This window comes from Maribacter sp. 4G9, from assembly GCF_002742265.1.
Classification (GTDB): Bacteria; Bacteroidota; Bacteroidia; order Flavobacteriales; family Flavobacteriaceae; genus Maribacter.
Window position 1 is genome coordinate 147,359 of the sequence record NZ_MDGL01000126.1, and the last position, 19,236, is coordinate 166,594.

The following is a 19,236-nucleotide window of genomic DNA, read 5'->3' on the forward strand; positions in this document are numbered from 1 at the left end:
AATCTGTTATCATTGAAAAAATCCCACTTCAAGTTTACAAAACAGGAACGAAGTGGGATTTTCTTTTTGCTTTTACTAATCGTATTGGTACAAGCCTCTTTTTGGTTGTATAATCATTTTTCAAATGTATATTTTGAACCAATCGTTTTGGACAGGGATATGCAAGTAAAAATTGATAACATAAAAGAGGAAAGTGAAAAAAGCGATTCGCTGAAACTCTACCCTTTCAATCCAAATTTCATATCGGATTTCAAAGGATATACATTGGGTCTGTCCGTAGAGGAAATCGATCGTCTTCACCAGTTCAGGGATAAAGACCTGTACGTATACTCCAAGGAAGAATTTCAGAAAGTGACCGGCGTCTCTGATTCTTTATTGAATCTCATATCGCCCTTTTTTAAATTTCCGGAATGGGCCAATAGTCAAACAAAGACTTTGAAGAATGCAACCAACCTAGAGAAAAGTACTAAATCGATATCTGTTCCGATGAAGGATTTGAACGGGGTGACACTTGAAGAACTTAAAGACATTTATGGGGTTGGGAATGTACTTTCCGAAAGAATTATAAAGTTTAGGGATAGATTGGGCGGATTTTTGTTGGACGACCAGCTGTATGACGTATATGGCCTGGAGCCTACTGTCGCTGAACGAATCCTTCAGAAATACAAGGTGTTGAACATACCTGAAATTCAAAAAATAGATATCAATACTGCATCGGTAGGGGAACTGTCCAAAATAGTGTATATATCCAGGAGTGTTGCGGAAGGAATTGTAAGTTATCGGGTTAAAAACGGTGAAATTCTATCCTTTCGCGAATTGACGCAAATCGAGAATTTTCCGGCCGACCGTATTGATAGATTTCCTTTATATTTGTCGCTCAAAAAATAATGCTATGAACAATATTTACTTCACTGAAGAACATCTTCTATTTAGGCAAAGCCTGAAGGATTTTTTACAGAAGGAAGTTGTTCCCCACATAGAGGAATGGGAGAAAAATGGGACTATAGAAAGGTTTATTTGGGAAAAGTTCGGTGAAATGGGCTATTTTGGCTTGGCCACCCCCGAAGATTTTGGTGGCTTGGGACTAGATATCTTCTACACCATTATCCTTTTAGAGGAACTGCAGAAAATCAATTCAGGTGGTTTCGCGGCAGCAATATGGGCACATGCATATCTGGCCATGACGCATCTGAACAAAGAGGCGGACCAACACATAAAGGAAAAATACTTGGTTCCTAGTGTAGAAGGTAAAATGATAGGATGTCTTTGCGTTACTGAACCTTTTGGGGGTAGCGATGTGGCGGGAATGCGAACTACGGCGGTCAAGAAAGGGGATATGTATGTCTTAAATGGTTCCAAGACCTTTATTACAAATGGTGTTTATGCAGATTATATGGTAGTCGCCGCCAAGACGGATATTGCTTTGGGAAACAAGGGCATCAGCATTTTTGTAGTAGACCGTAAGAGTAAGGGTGTTACAGCAAATAAGCTGAACAAACTGGGGTGGCGTGCTTCGGATACGGCCGAATTGGCTTTTGACAATGTGCAGGTTCCTGCGGGTAACTTATTGGGTGAGGAGAACATGGGATTTTCCTACATAATGGAACATTTTAGCCTTGAACGATTGATCATGGGCGTGAATGCCCATGCCAGGGCAGAATATGCTTTGGAATATGCCATGCAGTACATGTCTGAGCGGGAAGCTTTTGGAAGGACCATAAATAAATTTCAGGCATTACGTCATCGAATAGTTGACTTACATGCTGATATAGAAATTTGTAAGCAATACAATTATTATGTGGCGAGCAGATTGGACAAAGGGGAATATGTTGTGAAGGAGGCGACCATTTCCAAACTTAAATCCACCAAAATGGCCGATGAGGTCGCTTACGATTGCCTACAGTTTTTAGGAGGTTATGGGTACATTGAGGACTACCCCATGGCACGATTGCTGCGCGATAGCAGATTGGGACCTATTGGTGGAGGAACCTCGGAAATACTTAGAGAAATCATCGCAAAGATTATCATAGATAAAAAGGAATACCGTCCCGCAACCAATTAATGAGAAATATTGTTGCCCATATTAAATTAGTTTTTATCTTTGCTGCCTTAATCACAAAAGAAAGGAGGTTGTAGCCCATGTTAATTATACCAGTAAAAGAAGGAGAAAACATAGATAGAGCTTTAAAACGTTTCAAGAGAAAGTTTGATAAGACAGGTACAATGAGGCAGTTGAGAAAACGTCAACAGTTTACTAAGCCTTCAGTAGAGCGAAGAGCTCAAATACAAAAAGCACAATACATTCAAAGTCTAAGGGACCAAGAGGAATTTTAGAAGTTGATATTATATAAGCTAAATCCCGCATCTTGCGGGATTTTTTGTTTTTGGTGTTTTCTCTGAAGCAATTCCTAACTTTGGCACATGCTTTTAGATCAATTCACGGACTACCTTGCCTTGGAGAAAAAATATTCCGGTCACACGGTTAGGGCGTATTGCAAAGATCTTTTGGAGTTTAAGGATTTTTGCGAATCGGAATTTGTGATAGGGAACATTGACACTATTGCCTACACCATAATTAGGAGTTGGATAGTGACCTTGTCAGACACAGGTATTTCCAATAGGACGATAAACAGGAAAATAGCTTCCCTTAAGGCATACTATAAATTTCTACAAAAGATTGAATCTATAGAAACGAATCCTCTGTCAAAGCATAGGGCCTTGAAAACCCCAAAAAAATTGGAAACTCCGTTTTCTGAGATGGAAATGGAACATGTACTGAACGTAATAAGTTATTCCGATGATTTTGAAGGCACGAGAGATATGCTTGTGATACATATATTATATGCTACCGGAATTAGAAGGGCCGAGTTGGTAAACCTTAAGCTTAAAGACGTGGACCTTGAAGAAAAAACCATAAAGGTTTTGGGAAAAAGGAACAAAGAGCGAATCATTCCTTTAATGAGGGAGACCATAACACTTATAAAGGACTATTTATTAGTAAGAAACGCAATGCTATCGCCTGAAAATTCAGAGTTTTTATTATTGACGGATAAAGGCAATAAAATATACGAAACCCTTGTTTATAGAATTATAAATAAGTATTTTAGAAAGGTGTCTGCCAAGGTTAAGAAGAGCCCTCATATATTAAGGCATACCTTTGCAACACATCTCTTGAATAAAGGTGCTGATTTGAATTCTGTCAAGGAGTTGCTAGGCCATTCAAGTTTGGCATCCACGCAGGTTTATACGCATAACAGTATAGCTGAACTTAAAAAAATACATGCTTCTTCCCACCCTAGAGGGAAAAACAAATAGATTGTTTAATTCCGTCCCTAAATCGCAAAAGGGGCATTAAATCCCAGCTTATGAAAGTAAACGCACAATCCGTTAATTTTAATGCAGATGTCAAATTGATAAATTTTCTGCAAAACCGTTTGGATAAATTGGAGACTTTTTATGATAAGGTTATTAGTTCCGATGTTTATTTGAAGGTAGAGAATACCAGTTCCAAAGAAAACAAGATTGTGGAAATTAAGTTGAATGTCCCAAAGAATAATTTCATGGTCAAAAAACAATGTAAATCGTTTGAAGAGGCAGTGGATACGGCATGTAATTCTTTGGAAAGAAAATTGATTAAGAGAAAGCAAAAATTAAGAGCCAACGCATGATTAAAATTTTTTGAAATTTGTTTTGAAAAAACAAATAAATCTATACATTTGCAGTCCGTTAGAAATAGCGGACTTTTTTATGCTAAAAAAAGCATGAAAAGTGCCGATGTAGCTCAGCTGGCTAGAGCAGCTGATTTGTAATCAGCAGGTCGTGGGTTCGAGTCCCTCCATCGGCTCCTGGAATAGTGAAAAAGCATTGGGGTGCAAACAAAAAGTAAATAAAAAAATACTTGGTGTTTGTTGGGACGAGAAGTTTATCCTGAGCGTGGTCGAAGGGAGTCCCTCCATCGGCTCCTAAGTTCTTAAAATACTGATAAAGCGGGGAGATACTCAAGCGGCCAACGAGGGCAGACTGTAAATCTGCTGACTATGTCTTCGCAGGTTCGAATCCTGCTCTCCCCACATAGCTTTGTCTATAAGTATTGAATTGAAATTTTGAAAATTTATAAGCGGGAGTAGCTCAGTTGGTAGAGCGTCAGCCTTCCAAGCTGAATGTCGCCGGTTCGAACCCGGTCTCCCGCTCTATTTTCTTGACTTTATTGTCGTTCCTGCGAAGGCAGGAGTCTGCCATATCGCAGGTGGATTCAACACTTTACGCCGGTGTAGCTCAGGGGTAGAGCGTTTCCTTGGTAAGGAAGAGGTCACGAGTTCAAATCTCGTCATTGGCTCAATTAAGGTATAAATTTGTACACTAATATAAACTAAGAATAAAAATTAAATAAACATGGCAAAGGCAACTTTCGATCGTTCCAAACCACACTTAAATATTGGTACCATTGGACACGTGGATCACGGTAAAACTACATTGACTGCAGCTATTACAGAGGTTCTGTCAAACGCAGGTCTTTCTGAAAAGAGAAGTTTCGATTCTATCGATAACGCTCCAGAGGAAAAGGAAAGAGGTATCACAATAAATACATCGCACGTTGAGTACCAAACAGCTAACCGTCACTACGCGCACGTTGACTGTCCAGGTCACGCGGATTACGTAAAAAACATGGTTACCGGTGCTGCCCAGATGGACGGCGCTATTTTGGTTGTTGCCGCTACAGATGGTCCTATGCCACAAACTCGTGAGCACATCCTATTGGGTCGCCAAGTAGGTATCCCTAGAATCGTTGTTTTCTTGAACAAGGTGGATATGGTTGATGATGAGGAGTTGTTGGAGCTAGTTGAAATGGAGGTAAGGGAATTACTTTCTTTCTACGAGTACGATGGTGATAACGGACCTGTTATTTCTGGTTCTGCCTTAGGTGCTTTGAACGGTGAACAGAAATGGGTTGATACTGTTATGCAATTGATGGATGCTGTTGATAGTTGGATCGAATTGCCAGAAAGAGATGTGGATAAGCCATTCTTGATGCCTGTTGAGGACGTATTTACTATCACAGGTCGTGGTACTGTTGCAACTGGTAGAATTGAAACTGGTATCGCTAATACTGGTGATGCTGTAGATATCATTGGAATGGGGGCTGAAAAATTATCTTCAACTATTACCGGTGTTGAAATGTTCCGTAAAATTTTGGACAGAGGTGAAGCGGGAGATAACGTTGGAATCTTGTTAAGAGGTATTGAGAAATCTCAAATTAGCCGTGGAATGGTTATCTGTAAGCCAGGTTCTGTAAAGCCACATGCCAAATTTGAAGCTGAGGTGTATATCTTGAAAAAGGAAGAAGGTGGTCGTCATACTCCTTTCCATAACAATTATCGTCCTCAGTTCTATGTAAGGACAACAGACGTAACTGGTAACATATCCCTTCCTTCTGGTGTAGAAATGGTAATGCCAGGTGATAACCTTACAATTACCGTTGAATTAATTCAACCAATTGCACTTAGCGTAGGTCTTCGTTTTGCTATCCGTGAAGGGGGTAGAACTGTAGGTGCTGGTCAGGTGACTAAGATTTTGGATTAATCCAATTATTTATGGATAATATACTTTAAGGGTGTCCGTCTTTTAGGCGGATACCTTTAAATGTAAATACATATGTGTGTCACTTTTATTAATTTGATGCACACATACGGGTGTAGCTCAGTTGGTAGAGCACTGGTCTCCAAAACCAGGTGTCGGGAGTTCGAGTCTCTCCTCCCGTGCTGAAAAATTGGCAAGGCAAAAAAACGAGAAGTTTATCCCGTGGCATAATCAAGGGAAATCTCATTTTAAAGCAAAACTTGCAATTGTGGAAGTTACATTCCTAGATTTTTTTGAACTTAATACAGTAGACATGTTGACATATATAAAAGAATCCGTTGAAGAACTCAGGAATAATGTTACCCTTCCATCCAGGGCTGAGGCCTCAAACTTAATGGTAGTGGTCGCTGTTTTTTCCATCATTTTCGCCTTGGCGACTTGGGGAGTGGATACGGTATTCAGCAAAGTAGTTCAACTGTATTTTGATTACGTCTTAAATTAATTTGAGCTCTATGTCAGAAGTATTGGAAAAGAAATGGTATGTGGTTAGGGCTGTAAGTGGTCAGGAGAACAAGATTAAGGGATATATCCAAAGTGAGGTCGATAGGCATGGTTTTTCTGATTATTTAGAAGAGGTTTTGGTTCCAACTGAAAAGGTAATTCAAATTAGGAACGGAAAAAAAATCAATAAGGAAAGGGTTTACTTTCCGGGCTATATTATGGTGAAGGCCAATTTAGGTGGTGAAATGGTGCATATAATACGCTCCATTACTAATGTAATTGGCTTCTTGGGGGAAACAAAAGGAGGTGATCCTGTACCCCTAAGAAAATCTGAGGTTAACAGGATGTTAGGTAAAGTAGATGAGTTGACCATAAATACGGATAGTGTTGCAATACCTTTTGTTTTTGGGGAAACTGTAAAGGTTATCGATGGCCCGTTCAATGGGTTTAACGGTACCGTTGAAAAAATTAATGAAGAAAAGCGTAAGCTTGAGGTAATGGTAAAGATTTTCGGTAGAAAAACGCCATTGGAACTAAGCTATATGCAAGTAGAAAAGATTTAAGATAATTGTTACATATTTAAAAGTAGTGTTGCTTCCATTAACACACTTTCAATTTAATTTTAAACAATGGCAAAAGAAATAGGTAAAGTAGTTAAACTACAAGTTAGGGGAGGTGCAGCGAATCCATCGCCACCGGTTGGACCCGCCTTAGGTGCTGCCGGTGTTAACATTATGGAGTTCTGTAAGCAGTTCAACGCTCGTACGCAGGACAAGCAAGGTAAGGTTTTACCAGTTGTTATCACCGTGTATAAAGACAAGTCGTTTGACTTTGTCGTAAAAACACCACCAGCGGCAGTTCAGCTATTGGAAGCGGCTAAGATTAAAAAGGGATCTGGCGAACCTAACAGGGTAAAATTGGGTAGTGTAACCTGGGATCAAATCAAGGCGATTGCTGAAGATAAGATGGTAGACCTTAATGCATTTACGATTGAAGCGGCAATGAGTATGATTGCCGGGACCGCTCGTTCAATGGGTATGAAGGTTGCAGGTAAAAGACCTTTTTAAAATCTTAAAAAGCAATTAAATGGCAAAATTGACAAAAAAGCAAAAGGAAGCGCACTCTAAAATTGAAAAGGACAAATTGTATTCCTTGGAAGAGGCTTCTGCTTTAGTAAAAGAGATAACAAGTACAAAGTTTGATGCATCCGTAGATATTGCCGTGCGTTTAGGTGTAGACCCACGTAAGGCGAATCAAATGGTGCGTGGGGTGGTAACACTTCCTCATGGAACCGGTAAAGATGTTAAAGTTTTGGCTTTGGTTACACCAGATAAGGAGGCCGAAGCAAAGGAAGCAGGTGCTGACTATATTGGATTGGATGAATATTTGGATAAAATTAAAAACGGTTGGACAGATGTTGATGTAATCATCACTATGCCAAGCGTTATGGGTAAACTGGGTCCTTTAGGACGTGTTCTTGGACCAAGAGGTTTAATGCCCAATCCAAAAACAGGTACAGTGACAATGGATATTGAAAAGGCCGTATCTGAGGTGAAAGCTGGTAAAATTGATTTTAAAGTTGACAAGACGGGTATCGTACATGCCGCAATAGGGAAAGTTTCTTTCTCTCCCGATAAAATTGCAGGCAATGCTAAGGAGCTTTTGGAAACATTGAACAAGATGAAACCAACTGCCGCCAAAGGTGTTTACATGAAAAGTATTTTTCTCTCAAGCACCATGAGCCCAAGTGTTCAATTGGACCCAAAGTCAGTTTAAGCACTGCTAGTTAAAAATATCAATTATGACAAGAGAAGAAAAAGCAACGGTTATACAGGATTTAACTACGCAGTTGGGTGAGAATTCCATTATTTACCTAGCGGATATTTCTGGAATGGACGCTGGAACAACCTCTGATTTAAGAAGAGCTTGTTTTAAGGCAAATATCAAACTGGCAGTAGTTAAGAATACATTGCTGGCAAAGGCAATGGAAGCTTCCGAAAAGGAATTTGGTGAACTACCTGAAGTATTGAAGGGAAATACCTCTTTAATGTTCTCTGAAGTTGGCAATGCTCCGGCAAAGCTTATCAAGAATTTCAGGAAAAAATCAAATAAGCCTTTATTAAAAGGTGCCTTTGTTGAGGAAGCAGTTTATATAGGTGATGAAACTTTGGATGCTTTAGTAAGCATTAAGTCCAAGGAGGAAATGATAGGGGAAATTATTGGATTGTTACAATCCCCAGCTAAAAATGTTATTTCCGGACTTAAATCTGGTGGAGGTAAACTTGCCGGTATCCTTAAAACATTATCTGAAAAATAAGTACGCACTAAAAACTAAGTATATTTTAAAATTTTATTAAACGATAGAAAATGGCAGATTTAAAAGATTTCGCAGAACAATTGGTTAACCTTACAGTAAAGGAAGTAAATGAGTTGGCCGCTATATTAAAAGATGAGTATGGTATCGAGCCTGCTGCAGCTGCAGTAGCCGTTGCTGCTGGTGGTGGTGCCGCTGATGCTGGAGAAGCCGTAGAGGAAAAATCAGAATTCGATGTAATATTGAAATCTGCAGGAGCTTCCAAGCTAGCAGTAGTTAAATTGGTTAAGGAATTGACCGGTTTAGGATTGAAAGATGCTAAAGATATCGTTGATAGCGCACCAAAGGCTGTTAAGGAAGGTATCTCTAAAGACGAAGCGGAAGGTATCAAAAAATCATTGGAAGAAGCAGGAGCGGAAGTTGAGCTTAAATAATAGCTTTAACCATATTGCATTTGGTTTAGGTCTTTTCGCATTCTGCGGTTAGACCTAAGCCTTTTTATAGAATTAGGTATATAAAGAGGTATACTACCCAAATAGTACTCACGATCAAAACACTGTCCGTAGATGTTCACAAATCAGACTGAAAGAATAAATTTTGCATCCGCTAAGAATACTCCGCACTATCCGGATTTCTTGGATATTCAGATCAAATCTTTTCAAGATTTTTTCCAGCTTGAAACCAAATCTGATCAAAGAGGTGATGAAGGATTGTACAATACCTTCATGGAGAACTTTCCAATTACTGATACAAGAAATCAGTTCGTACTGGAATTTTTAGATTATTTTATCGATCCGCCAAGATACTCCATCCAAGAGTGTATAGAGCGAGGTCTTACCTATAGCGTGCCATTAAAGGCGAGGTTAAAACTATATTGTACTGATCCAGAACACGAAGATTTCGAAACAATAGTTCAGGATGTTTATTTAGGGACCATTCCTTACATGACGCCAAGTGGTACATTTGTAATAAATGGAGCGGAAAGAGTTGTTGTATCCCAGTTGCACAGGTCTCCTGGTGTTTTCTTTGGACAATCTTTTCACGCCAACGGGACCAAGTTATATTCTGCCAGGGTGATTCCTTTTAAAGGATCTTGGATAGAGTTTGCAACCGATATCAATGGTGTCATGTATGCCTATATCGACAGAAAGAAAAAATTACCCGTTACTACCTTATTTAGGGCAATCGGGTTTGAAAGGGATAAGGATATTTTGGAAATTTTTGATCTTTCGGAGGAAGTGAAAGTTTCCAATGCCGGACTCAAAAAAGTTCTTGGTCGCAAATTGGCGGCAAGGGTATTGAACACGTGGCATGAAGATTTTGTGGATGAGGATACAGGCGAGGTAGTTTCAATCGAGAGAAACGAAATTGTCCTAGATCGTGATACGATTCTGGAAAAGGAGCATATTGCCGAAATTTTGGAGGCTGACGTTAAAACTATTCTTTTACACAAGGAGAACAATGCGCAGTCTGATTATGCCATCATTCACAACACACTTCAAAAAGACCCAACGAACTCAGAAAAAGAGGCTGTTGAGCATATTTACAGGCAATTGCGTAACGCCGAGCCGCCCGATGAAGAAACGGCAAGGGGTATTATCGATAAATTGTTCTTCTCCGATCAGCGCTACAACTTAGGTGAAGTTGGTCGTTACAGAATGAACAAGAAATTGGGTCTTGATATAGGAATGGACAAACAAGTCTTGACCAAGGAAGATATCATAACCATTATAAAATATTTAATAGAGTTAATTAACTCGAAAGCGGAGATTGATGATATTGACCACCTTTCAAACCGTCGCGTTCGTACGGTAGGTGAGCAATTATCACAACAGTTTGGGGTGGGTCTTGCCCGTATGGCAAGAACGATTCGTGAGCGTATGAACGTACGTGATAACGAGGTATTTACCCCGATCGATTTGATCAATGCGAAGACCTTATCTTCGGTAATCAATTCCTTCTTCGGTACCAACCAGCTGTCCCAGTTCATGGACCAAACGAATCCATTGGCGGAGATAACACATAAAAGAAGGTTATCGGCACTTGGACCAGGGGGTCTTTCTAGGGAAAGGGCCGGTTTTGAGGTACGTGACGTGCACTATACACACTACGGACGTTTATGTCCTATAGAAACACCCGAAGGACCAAACATTGGTTTGATATCATCCCTTTCTGTATTCGCAAAGGTAAACCCAATGGGCTTCTTGGAAACTCCATATAGAAAAGTTGAGAATTCCAAAGTAGACTTGGAGAATTACGTCTATCTAAGTGCCGAGGAAGAGGAAGGAATGAAGATTGCACAGGCAAACATTCCTCTTAAGGAAAATGGCCAGATTGATACCGATAAGGTTATTGCAAGGGAAGAAGGTGATTTCCCGGTAGTTGATCCTGCTGAAATTCACTATACTGATGTTGCACCAAACCAGATTGCATCTATTTCCGCATCCCTAATTCCTTTCTTGGAGCATGATGATGCGAACCGTGCATTGATGGGATCGAACATGATGCGTCAAGCAGTGCCACTTCTTAAACCACAATCTCCAATTGTAGGTACCGGTCTGGAAAGGCAGGTAGCTTCTGATTCAAGGGTATTGATCAATGCTGAAGGTGATGGTACCATCGAATATGTGGATGCTGAAAAAATCACTATAAAGTACGATAGAACGGACGAAGAGAGATTGATTTCCTTTGACGAGGATGAAAAGACATATTACTTGGTGAAGTTCAGAAAAACAAACCAAGGTACCAGCATTAACCTGAAGCCAATCGTAAAGAAAGGGGATAGGGTTAAAAAAGGCCAGGTATTGTGCGAAGGTTATGCGACCGAGAAAGGAGAATTGGCGTTGGGTAGGAACCTTACCGTAGCGTTCATGCCTTGGAAGGGATATAACTTTGAAGATGCTATCGTAATTTCTGAAAAAGTGGTGAGGGAGGATATATTTACTTCCATCCACGTAGATGAATATTCTTTAGAGGTCCGTGATACTAAATTAGGTGCTGAAGAGCTTACACATGATATTCCAAACGTTTCGGAGGAAGCAACAAAGGATTTGGATGAAAACGGTATGATCCGTATAGGTGCAGAAGTGAAACCTGGCGACATTTTAATTGGTAAGATTACTCCAAAAGGAGAATCCGATCCTACGCCAGAGGAGAAATTATTGCGTGCTATCTTCGGTGATAAGGCCGGTGATGTAAAGGATGCCTCCCTGAAAGCTTCACCATCCCTTAGAGGTGTCGTTATAGATAAGAAACTTTTCTCAAGATCTGTAAAGGATAAGAGAAGGCGTTCTGAGGATAAGGAGGAACTATCCAAATTGGAATTGGAATATGAAGTTAAGTTCCAAGAATTAAAGGATATCTTGATTGAAAAACTGTTTACGTTGGTAAATGGTAAAACTTCTCAAGGTGTATTGAATGATCTAGGTGAGGAAGTATTGCCAAAAGGTAAGAAATATACCATGAAAATGTTGAACTCTGTTGATGACTTTGCCCACTTGGTGGGTGGAAGTTGGACTACGGATGCCGATACCAATAATTCTGTCGCAGACTTGCTTCATAATTATAAAATTAAATTGAACGACCTTCAAGGGAACCTGAGAAGGGATAAGTTTACGATTTCCGTTGGTGATGAATTACCTGCAGGAATCATGAAATTGGCCAAAGTTTACATAGCCAAGAAGCGTAAGCTTAAAGTAGGAGATAAAATGGCCGGTCGTCATGGTAACAAGGGTATCGTTTCCAGAATAGTACGTCAAGAAGATATGCCGTTCCTGGAAGATGGAACGCCTGTGGACATTGTGTTGAACCCTCTTGGTGTACCTTCCCGTATGAATATTGGTCAGATTTATGAGACCGTATTGGGTTGGGCCGGACTAAAATTAGGTAGAAAGTTCGCTACGCCTATTTTCGATGGTGCATCGTTGGATGAAATAAACAAATATACTGATGACGCCGGTATCCCAAGATTTGGACACACCTATTTATATGACGGTGGTACGGGACAGCGTTTTGACCAGCCTGCCACTGTGGGAGTCATCTATATGTTGAAACTAGGTCACATGGTAGATGATAAGATGCACGCTCGTTCTATAGGGCCATACTCTTTAATTACGCAGCAACCATTGGGTGGTAAAGCCCAGTTTGGTGGTCAGCGATTTGGAGAAATGGAGGTTTGGGCCTTGGAGGCCTACGGTGCCTCTGCAACCTTGCGGGAAATATTGACCGTTAAGTCGGATGATGTTATCGGTAGGGCAAAGACCTATGAGTCCATCGTAAAAGGTGAGACGATGCCAGAACCCGGTTTACCAGAATCTTTCAATGTATTGATGCACGAACTTAAGGGATTAGGTTTGGATATTCGATTGGAAGAATAAGCAATGGTCTTTTGGGGCTATTTTAAACACAATTAAAATCATTATCAGTACGCTATTATGGCTAGAATAAAAGATAATAACCAAGTAAAAAGGTTTGATAAAATTTCAATCGGATTGGCTTCGCCAGAAGCAATTTTGGCAGAGTCCAGGGGAGAGGTTTTAAAGCCTGAAACAATTAACTATAGAACGCACAAACCAGAACGTGACGGATTGTTCTGTGAGCGTATATTCGGACCTGTAAAGGATTACGAATGTGCCTGTGGAAAGTATAAAAGAATCCGTTACCGAGGTATTGTTTGTGACCGTTGTGGTGTTGAGGTTACCGAGAAAAAGGTACGTAGGGATCGAGTAGGTCACATCAATTTGGTAGTGCCAGTTGCACATATTTGGTATTTCCGGTCATTGCCCAACAAAATTGGTTATTTGTTAGGCCTTCCTTCCAAGAAATTGGACATGATTATTTACTACGAGAGATACGTGGTAATTCAGCCTGGTATTGCCAAAGGTCCTGAAGGTGAGGAAATTAAAAAAATGGATTTCTTGACCGAAGAGGAGTATTTGAACATTTTGGAATCCATTCCACAAGAGAATCAATACTTGGAGGATACCGATCCGAACAAGTTCATTGCGAAGATGGGTGCCGAGTGTTTGATCGATCTTTTGGGCAGAATCAATTTGAAGGAACTTTCTTTTGAATTAAGACATAAGGCAAATACGGAGACTTCAAAACAAAGAAAGACCGAAGCTTTAAAAAGGCTTCAGGTTGTTGAGGCTTTGAGGGAATCTCAAGATAACCGTGAAAACCTTCCAGAGTGGATGATCATGAAAGTAATTCCGGTTATACCGCCAGAATTACGTCCATTGGTTCCTTTGGACGGTGGTCGTTTTGCGACTTCGGATTTGAACGATCTGTATAGAAGGGTAATTATCAGAAATAACCGTCTGAAAAGGTTGGTAGAAATCAAAGCTCCTGAAGTTATTCTTAGAAATGAGAAACGTATGCTTCAAGAAGCGGTCGATTCACTTTTTGATAATACCAGAAAGGCATCGGCAGTAAAAACCGAGTCTAACCGACCCTTGAAATCGCTTTCTGATTCCTTGAAAGGTAAGCAAGGACGATTCCGTCAGAACCTATTGGGTAAACGTGTAGATTATTCGGCACGTTCGGTTATCGTTGTTGGACCAGAAATGAAATTGTTCGAATGTGGTCTTCCAAAAGATATGGCCGCTGAGCTTTACAAACCTTTTGTCATTAGAAAATTGATTGAAAGGGGTATTGTAAAGACCGTTAAGTCTGCCAAAAAAATTATAGACAAGAAAGAACCTGTTGTTTGGGATATCCTTGAAAATGTATTGAAAGGGCACCCTGTATTACTGAACCGTGCTCCTACGTTGCACCGTTTGGGTATTCAGGCATTCCAACCTAAATTAATAGAAGGTAAGGCAATTCGTCTGCATCCATTGGTATGTACCGCTTTCAACGCGGATTTTGACGGTGACCAGATGGCCGTTCACCTGCCATTGGGCCCAGAGGCCATTTTGGAAGCTCAATTGTTGATGTTGGCTTCCCATAATATTTTGAACCCGGCTAACGGTTCTCCAATTACTGTACCTTCACAGGATATGGTTTTGGGTCTGTATTACATGACCAAAGAACGTATATCCACACCAGAGGTACCAGTAAAAGGAGAAGGTTTGACATTCTATTCTGCGGAAGAGGTTGAAATTGCTTTCAACGAAGGTAAAGTGGCCTTGAATGCGGGAATTAAGGTAAGGGCCAAAGATTTCAATGAAGCCGGGGAGCTGGTTTACCAGATTATCCCAACCACGGTAGGTAGGGTATTGTTCAACATGGAAGTACCTGAAGCGGCTGGATATATTAACAAAGTATTGAACAAGAAATCCTTAAGGGATATTATTGGGGATATTTTATCCGTTACCGATGTGCCTACTACTGCTGATTTCTTGGATAAGATTAAAACTATGGGATACGAGTTCGCCTTTAAGGGAGGATTGTCCTTTAGTTTAGGGGATATTATTATTCCAAAGGAGAAGCATGAAATGATTGCCGATGCCAACGGACAGGTAGATAATATTATGGCTAATTATAACATGGGTCTAATAACCAATAACGAACGTTATAATCAGGTAATTGATGTTTGGACTTCTACAAACGCCATGTTGACCGAATTGGCCATGAAACGTATTAGGGAGGATCAACAAGGATTCAACTCGGTATATATGATGTTGGATTCCGGTGCGAGGGGATCTAAAGAGCAGATTCGTCAGTTGACAGGTATGCGTGGATTGATGGCAAAACCAAAAAAATCTACGGCCGGTGGTGGTGAAATTATTGAAAACCCGATTCTTTCCAACTTTAAGGAAGGTCTTTCAATCCTTGAATACTTTATCTCTACGCACGGTGCACGTAAAGGACTTGCGGATACGGCCCTTAAAACGGCGGATGCAGGTTACCTAACACGTCGTTTGGTGGATGTATCCCAAGATGTTATCATCAATATAGAAGATTGTGAAACTTTAAGAGGTGTTGAAGTTCAAGCCCTAAAAAAGAACGAGGAAATTGTTGAAACTTTAGGAGAACGTATTCTTGGGCGTGTCTCATTACATAATGTCTATGATCCAATTACTGAGGAGTTATTATTGACTGCCGGTCAGGAAATTATGGAGTCCGATGTTAAGAAAATTGAGGCTTCTCCCGTAGAAACCGTAGAGGTAAGATCAGCATTGACTTGTGAGGCGCAACAGGGAATCTGTGCCAAATGTTATGGTAGAAACCTTTCTACCAATAAAATGGTACAGAGAGGTGAAGCTGTTGGTGTTGTAGCTGCACAGTCCATCGGTGAGCCTGGTACTCAGTTGACCTTGCGTACCTTCCACGTGGGTGGTATTGCTGGGAACATTTCTGAGGATAACAAACTTGAAGCAAAATTCGCCGGTATCGCCGAAATAGAGGATTTGAGAATCGTTAAGGGTGAAAATTCAGAAGGTAAGCCTGTAGATATCGTTATTTCCAGAACTACCGAAATTAAAGTAGTGGATGCCAAAACTGGTATTACCCTAAGCACAAATAATATACCTTATGGTTCACAACTCTTTGTTGAGGATGGCGCTAAGGTTCAAAAGGGTGATCTAATTTGTTCTTGGGATCCATATAACGGAGTTATCGTTTCTGAATTCCCTGGAAAGATTGCGTACGAAAACATTGAACAAGGTGTTACCTACCAAGTTGAGATTGACGAACAGACAGGTTTCCAAGAAAAGGTAATTTCTGAATCCAGAAACAAAAAGTTGATTCCAACGCTTCTTATTCAGGACAATAAAGGAGAAACATTACGTTCTTATAACCTTCCTGTTGGTTCGCATATTATGGTGGACGATGGAGATAAGATCAAAGAAGGTAAAATCTTGGTCAAAATACCTCGTAAGTCCGCTAAGGCAGGGGATATTACCGGTGGACTTCCAAGGGTAACCGAATTGTTCGAGGCACGTAATCCTTCCAATCCAGCGGTTGTTTCGGAGATTGATGGTGTTGTTTCTTTTGGTAAAATTAAAAGGGGTAACCGAGAAATCATTATCGAATCCAAACTCGGAGAAGTTAAGAAATACTTGGTAAAGCTTTCCAACCAAATCCTAGTTCAGGAAAATGACTACGTAAGGGCGGGAATGCCACTTTCTGATGGCTCTATTACTCCAGAGGATATATTAGCGATAAAAGGTCCATCAGCTGTACAACAATACTTGGTTAACGAGGTACAGGAAGTATACCGTTTACAAGGTGTGAAAATCAATGATAAACACTTTGAGGTTGTTGTAAGACAGATGATGCGTAAAGTAAGGATTGAAGATCCGGGAGATACTATTTTCTTGGAAAACCAACTGATTCATAAAGATGACTTCATTATCGAAAATGATGAGATTTTTGGTAAGAAAGTCGTTATGGAAGCAGGTGATTCTGATAACCTTAAACCAGGTCAAATCGTTACTTTAAGGGAGCTAAGGGACGAAAATTCAGTTCTTAAACGAAATGATAAGGCATTGGTAGAAGCAAGGGATGCAGTTGCTGCCACAGCAACTCCTATACTCCAAGGTATTACTAGAGCTTCGTTACAGACCAAGTCGTTTATATCAGCGGCCTCCTTCCAGGAGACAACCAAAGTCTTGAACGAGGCAGCCGTTAGTGGTAAAGTGGATACTTTGGAAGGTCTGAAAGAAAATGTAATCGTAGGACATAAAATACCTGCAGGTACCGGTATGAGGGACTATGAAAACATAATCGTAGGATCCAAGGAAGAATACGATGAAATCATGGCTAGAAAAGAGGCCTTAAGATTCTAATATTAAAGCCCTCATATATGAGGGCTTTTTCTTTTTTAATATCATTTGTACATAGTATGAGCGAAACTAAAAATCAAAATCAGAAACAAATCAATATAGAGTTGGATGAAAAAACGGCAGAGGGTATATACTCCAATTTGGCCATAATAAATCATTCTGTATCAGAATTTGTAGTTGATTTTATTAGTTTGATGCCCGGTGCTCCAAAGGCAAAGGTCAAAAGTAGAATTATTTTGACGCCCCAGCACGCCAAAAAATTCTTAAAGGCATTAAATGACAATGTTCAGCGGTTTGAAAAGGCCCATGGTACTATAAAGGATTATGAACAACCGACCATACCTTTAAACTTTGGTCCTACAGGAGAGGCATAAAAAAGTTAAGTCCCGCTTGAAAGCGGGACTTTTTTATTCTAGTTCAGAAGTAAAATATAGTTTTACGGAAGGATATTTTTGCTGTGTCATTTGCAGGGAGAATTGGGAATCGGCCAAAAATACCAACTGATTTCTTTTGTCCTTGGCAAGAAACTTTTGCTTTACACGGATAAATTCCTTGTACTCATCGCTTTTAGTGTTTTCCGTCCCAACCCAACAGGCTTTATATACAGGAAAATTTTCATAACTACATTTTGCACCATACTCGTGTTCCAAACGATATTGGATTACCTCGAACTGTAAGGCCCCAACGGTTCCAATTACTTTTCGACCATTCATTTCCAATGTAAATAGCTGAGCAACCCCTTCATCCATCAATTGGTCAATCCCTTTATATAGCTGTTTGGACTTCATGGGATCTGCATTGTTGATGTACCTAAAGTGCTCGGGTGAAAAACTAGGAATACCCTTATAGTGCAGGACTTCACCTTCCGTTAAGGTATCTCCAATTTTAAAATTTCCAGTATCATGGAGCCCAACGATATCCCCAGGATAGGAAACATCAACAATTTCCTTTTTCTCCGCAAAAAATGCATTGGGACTGGAAAATTTCAAATTCTTGTCCAGCCGAACATGATGATAAGGCTTGTTCCGTTCAAACGTACCGGACACTACCTTTACGAATGCCAAACGATCCCTGTGCTTGGGGTCCATATTGGCATGAATTTTAAATACGAATCCTGTCAGGTTTTTTTCATCTGCCTTTACCAAGCGTTCCTCAGCCATTTTATCTTTTGGGGAAGGAGCAATTTCTATAAAGCAATCCAATAATTCCCTTACCCCAAAGTTATTCAATGCGGAACCAAAGAACACCGGTTGCTGTTCCCCTTTTAAATAAAGTTCCTTATTAAAGTCCGGATAGACACCCCAAACAAGGTCTAGATTTTCTCTGAGATTCTCGGCTGCTTTTGTGCCGATGATCTTTTCCAATTCTGGACTTTCAATATCATCAAAGGCAATAGTTTCCTCTATATTCTTTTTGCTGTCACCACTAAATAGATTGATGTTTTTTTCATAAATATTGTAGATGCCCTTAAAATCGTAGCCCATACCAATGGGAAAACTAAGTGGGGTAACTGAAAGACCTAGTTTTTGTTCCAGTTCATCCATTAGGTCGAAAGCATCCTGTCCTTCCCGGTCCAGTTTGTTTATAAAGACCAACATGGGGATTTTTCGCATACGGCACACTTCCACCAATTTCTCGGTTTGTTCCTCCACACCTTTTGCAACATCTATGACTACGATAACGCTATCCACTGCGGTCAATGTTCTAAAAGTGTCTTCGGCAAAATCTTTGTGTCCGGGAGTATCGAGAATATTAATTTTTTTATCCTTATAGATGAAGGCCAAAACAGAAGTAGCCACGGAAATTCCTCGCTGGCGTTCAATTTCCATAAAATCACTAGTGGCAGTTTTCTTGATTTTATTGTTTTTAACTGCGCCTGCTTCTTGAATGGCTCCCCCAAATAATAGTAATTTTTCGGTTAGTGTAGTTTTACCTGCATCCGGATGTGAAATAATACCAAAAGTCCTTCTTCTTTCAATCTCTTTTTTGAAACTCATTCGGTCAAAATTTGCCGCAAAAGTAAGCTAAATTGAACACTTTGTAAATGGGATGTATTTGTTTCTCAATTTGGTTAAATAGGATAGTGACTTTTAAAGTTAAAAGGTATCTTAAAGA

16 protein-coding genes and 5 tRNA genes are annotated in these 19,236 nt (G+C 40.1%); 20 read left to right on the top strand and 1 reads right to left on the bottom strand.

The genetic code is table 11. The annotated features are described in order from the left end of the window. The first annotated feature begins 12 nt into the window (after positions 1 to 12). From BFP75_RS12995 to BFP75_RS13090, 20 genes are all read left to right on the top strand, one after another. Positions 13 to 888: a ComEA family DNA-binding protein gene (locus BFP75_RS12995; RefSeq protein WP_240531783.1), complete on the top strand. Its 876-nt coding sequence runs from the start codon at positions 13 to 15 to the stop codon at positions 886 to 888. 4 nt (positions 889 to 892) lie between these two features. Continuing rightward, positions 893 to 2,062 carry an acyl-CoA dehydrogenase family protein gene (locus BFP75_RS13000; protein ID WP_099545807.1) on the top strand — a complete coding sequence of 390 codons (1,170 nt, stop codon included), beginning with the start codon at positions 893 to 895 and terminating at the stop codon, positions 2,060 to 2,062. Positions 2,063 to 2,139: 77 nt separating this feature from the next. Continuing rightward, complete coding sequence (rpsU, locus tag BFP75_RS13005; RefSeq protein WP_099545808.1) at positions 2,140 to 2,334, top strand: 30S ribosomal protein S21; 195 nt, start codon at positions 2,140 to 2,142, stop codon at positions 2,332 to 2,334. A gap of 87 nt (positions 2,335 to 2,421) precedes the next feature. Beyond that, positions 2,422 to 3,315 carry a tyrosine-type recombinase/integrase gene (locus tag BFP75_RS13010; protein ID WP_099545809.1) on the top strand — a complete coding sequence of 298 codons (894 nt, stop codon included), beginning with the start codon at positions 2,422 to 2,424 and terminating at the stop codon, positions 3,313 to 3,315. A 50-nt stretch (positions 3,316 to 3,365) separates the two neighbouring features. Next, positions 3,366 to 3,668 (top strand): ribosome hibernation-promoting factor, HPF/YfiA family, encoded by a 303-nt coding sequence (gene hpf / locus BFP75_RS13015; protein WP_099545810.1) that lies wholly within the window; start codon positions 3,366 to 3,368, stop codon positions 3,666 to 3,668. Positions 3,669 to 3,770: 102 nt separating this feature from the next. Beyond that, positions 3,771 to 3,844 (top strand) — tRNA-Thr (locus BFP75_RS13020). A gap of 144 nt (positions 3,845 to 3,988) precedes the next feature. Continuing rightward, a tRNA-Tyr gene (locus BFP75_RS13025) sits at positions 3,989 to 4,070 on the top strand. A 47-nt stretch (positions 4,071 to 4,117) separates the two neighbouring features. After that, positions 4,118 to 4,190 (top strand) — tRNA-Gly (locus BFP75_RS13030). Between the two features lie 74 nt (positions 4,191 to 4,264). Next, positions 4,265 to 4,336 (top strand) — tRNA-Thr (locus tag BFP75_RS13035). Between the two features lie 56 nt (positions 4,337 to 4,392). Continuing rightward, positions 4,393 to 5,580, top strand: a complete 1,188-nt coding sequence (tuf, locus tag BFP75_RS13040; RefSeq protein ID WP_099545811.1) for an elongation factor Tu — start codon at positions 4,393 to 4,395, stop codon at positions 5,578 to 5,580. 106 nt (positions 5,581 to 5,686) lie between these two features. Then, positions 5,687 to 5,759: transfer RNA gene (locus BFP75_RS13045), tRNA-Trp, on the top strand. 131 nt (positions 5,760 to 5,890) lie between these two features. Beyond that, on the top strand, positions 5,891 to 6,079 hold the full coding sequence (gene secE / locus BFP75_RS13050; RefSeq protein WP_099545812.1) for a preprotein translocase subunit SecE: 189 nt from the start codon (positions 5,891 to 5,893) through the stop codon (positions 6,077 to 6,079). A 10-nt stretch (positions 6,080 to 6,089) separates the two neighbouring features. Further along, a complete protein-coding gene (gene nusG / locus BFP75_RS13055) occupies positions 6,090 to 6,641 on the top strand; it encodes a transcription termination/antitermination protein NusG (RefSeq protein WP_099545813.1) in 552 nt (183 codons plus the stop codon). Positions 6,642 to 6,707: 66 nt separating this feature from the next. Beyond that, positions 6,708 to 7,145, top strand: coding sequence for a 50S ribosomal protein L11 (gene rplK, locus BFP75_RS13060; protein ID WP_099545814.1), 438 nt, complete (start codon positions 6,708 to 6,710; stop codon positions 7,143 to 7,145). A 19-nt stretch (positions 7,146 to 7,164) separates the two neighbouring features. Continuing rightward, entirely contained in the window at positions 7,165 to 7,854 is a 690-nt protein-coding gene (gene rplA / locus BFP75_RS13065) for a 50S ribosomal protein L1 (RefSeq protein ID WP_099545815.1), read from the top strand. Between the two features lie 25 nt (positions 7,855 to 7,879). After that, the gene (gene rplJ / locus BFP75_RS13070; RefSeq protein ID WP_094997913.1) at positions 7,880 to 8,395 is read left to right on the top strand and encodes a 50S ribosomal protein L10; all 516 of its coding nucleotides are present in this window, start codon (positions 7,880 to 7,882) and stop codon (positions 8,393 to 8,395) included. Between the two features lie 50 nt (positions 8,396 to 8,445). Continuing rightward, positions 8,446 to 8,826, top strand: a complete 381-nt coding sequence (gene rplL / locus BFP75_RS13075; RefSeq protein WP_099545816.1) for a 50S ribosomal protein L7/L12 — start codon at positions 8,446 to 8,448, stop codon at positions 8,824 to 8,826. 132 nt (positions 8,827 to 8,958) lie between these two features. After that, positions 8,959 to 12,768 carry a DNA-directed RNA polymerase subunit beta gene (rpoB, locus tag BFP75_RS13080; RefSeq protein ID WP_099545817.1) on the top strand — a complete coding sequence of 1,270 codons (3,810 nt, stop codon included), beginning with the start codon at positions 8,959 to 8,961 and terminating at the stop codon, positions 12,766 to 12,768. Between the two features lie 57 nt (positions 12,769 to 12,825). Then, positions 12,826 to 17,124, top strand: coding sequence for a DNA-directed RNA polymerase subunit beta' (rpoC, locus tag BFP75_RS13085; RefSeq protein ID WP_099545818.1), 4,299 nt, complete (start codon positions 12,826 to 12,828; stop codon positions 17,122 to 17,124). A gap of 56 nt (positions 17,125 to 17,180) precedes the next feature. Then, positions 17,181 to 17,495 (top strand): DUF3467 domain-containing protein, encoded by a 315-nt coding sequence (locus tag BFP75_RS13090; protein ID WP_099545819.1) that lies wholly within the window; start codon positions 17,181 to 17,183, stop codon positions 17,493 to 17,495. 33 nt (positions 17,496 to 17,528) lie between these two features. Here the strand turns inward: BFP75_RS13090 and BFP75_RS13095 are convergent, their stop codons facing one another. Then, on the bottom strand, positions 17,529 to 19,118 hold the full coding sequence (locus tag BFP75_RS13095; protein WP_099545820.1) for a peptide chain release factor 3: 1,590 nt from the start codon (positions 19,116 to 19,118) through the stop codon (positions 17,529 to 17,531). Positions 19,119 to 19,236 lie beyond the last annotated feature (118 nt).

Bases quoted from the DNA above. Each gene is read 5' to 3' on its own strand.
- BFP75_RS13000 (WP_099545807.1), top strand. From the start codon at position 893: ATGAACAATATTTACTTCACTGAAGAACATCTTCTATTTAGGCAAAGC.
- BFP75_RS13090 (WP_099545819.1), top strand. From the start codon at position 17,181: ATGAGCGAAACTAAAAATCAAAATCAGAAACAAATCAATATAGAGTTG.
- rpsU (WP_099545808.1), top strand. From the start codon at position 2,140: ATGTTAATTATACCAGTAAAAGAAGGAGAAAACATAGATAGAGCTTTA.
- nusG (WP_099545813.1), top strand. From the start codon at position 6,090: ATGTCAGAAGTATTGGAAAAGAAATGGTATGTGGTTAGGGCTGTAAGT.
- rplK (WP_099545814.1), top strand. From the start codon at position 6,708: ATGGCAAAAGAAATAGGTAAAGTAGTTAAACTACAAGTTAGGGGAGGT.
- rplJ (WP_094997913.1), top strand. From the start codon at position 7,880: ATGACAAGAGAAGAAAAAGCAACGGTTATACAGGATTTAACTACGCAG.
- rplA (WP_099545815.1), top strand. From the start codon at position 7,165: ATGGCAAAATTGACAAAAAAGCAAAAGGAAGCGCACTCTAAAATTGAA.
- tuf (WP_099545811.1), top strand. From the start codon at position 4,393: ATGGCAAAGGCAACTTTCGATCGTTCCAAACCACACTTAAATATTGGT.
- rpoB (WP_099545817.1), top strand. From the start codon at position 8,959: ATGTTCACAAATCAGACTGAAAGAATAAATTTTGCATCCGCTAAGAAT.
- secE (WP_099545812.1), top strand. From the start codon at position 5,891: ATGTTGACATATATAAAAGAATCCGTTGAAGAACTCAGGAATAATGTT.
- rpoC (WP_099545818.1), top strand. From the start codon at position 12,826: ATGGCTAGAATAAAAGATAATAACCAAGTAAAAAGGTTTGATAAAATT.
- BFP75_RS13010 (WP_099545809.1), top strand. From the start codon at position 2,422: ATGCTTTTAGATCAATTCACGGACTACCTTGCCTTGGAGAAAAAATAT.
- BFP75_RS13095 (WP_099545820.1), bottom strand. From the start codon at position 19,118: ATGAGTTTCAAAAAAGAGATTGAAAGAAGAAGGACTTTTGGTATTATT.
- rplL (WP_099545816.1), top strand. From the start codon at position 8,446: ATGGCAGATTTAAAAGATTTCGCAGAACAATTGGTTAACCTTACAGTA.
- hpf (WP_099545810.1), top strand. From the start codon at position 3,366: ATGAAAGTAAACGCACAATCCGTTAATTTTAATGCAGATGTCAAATTG.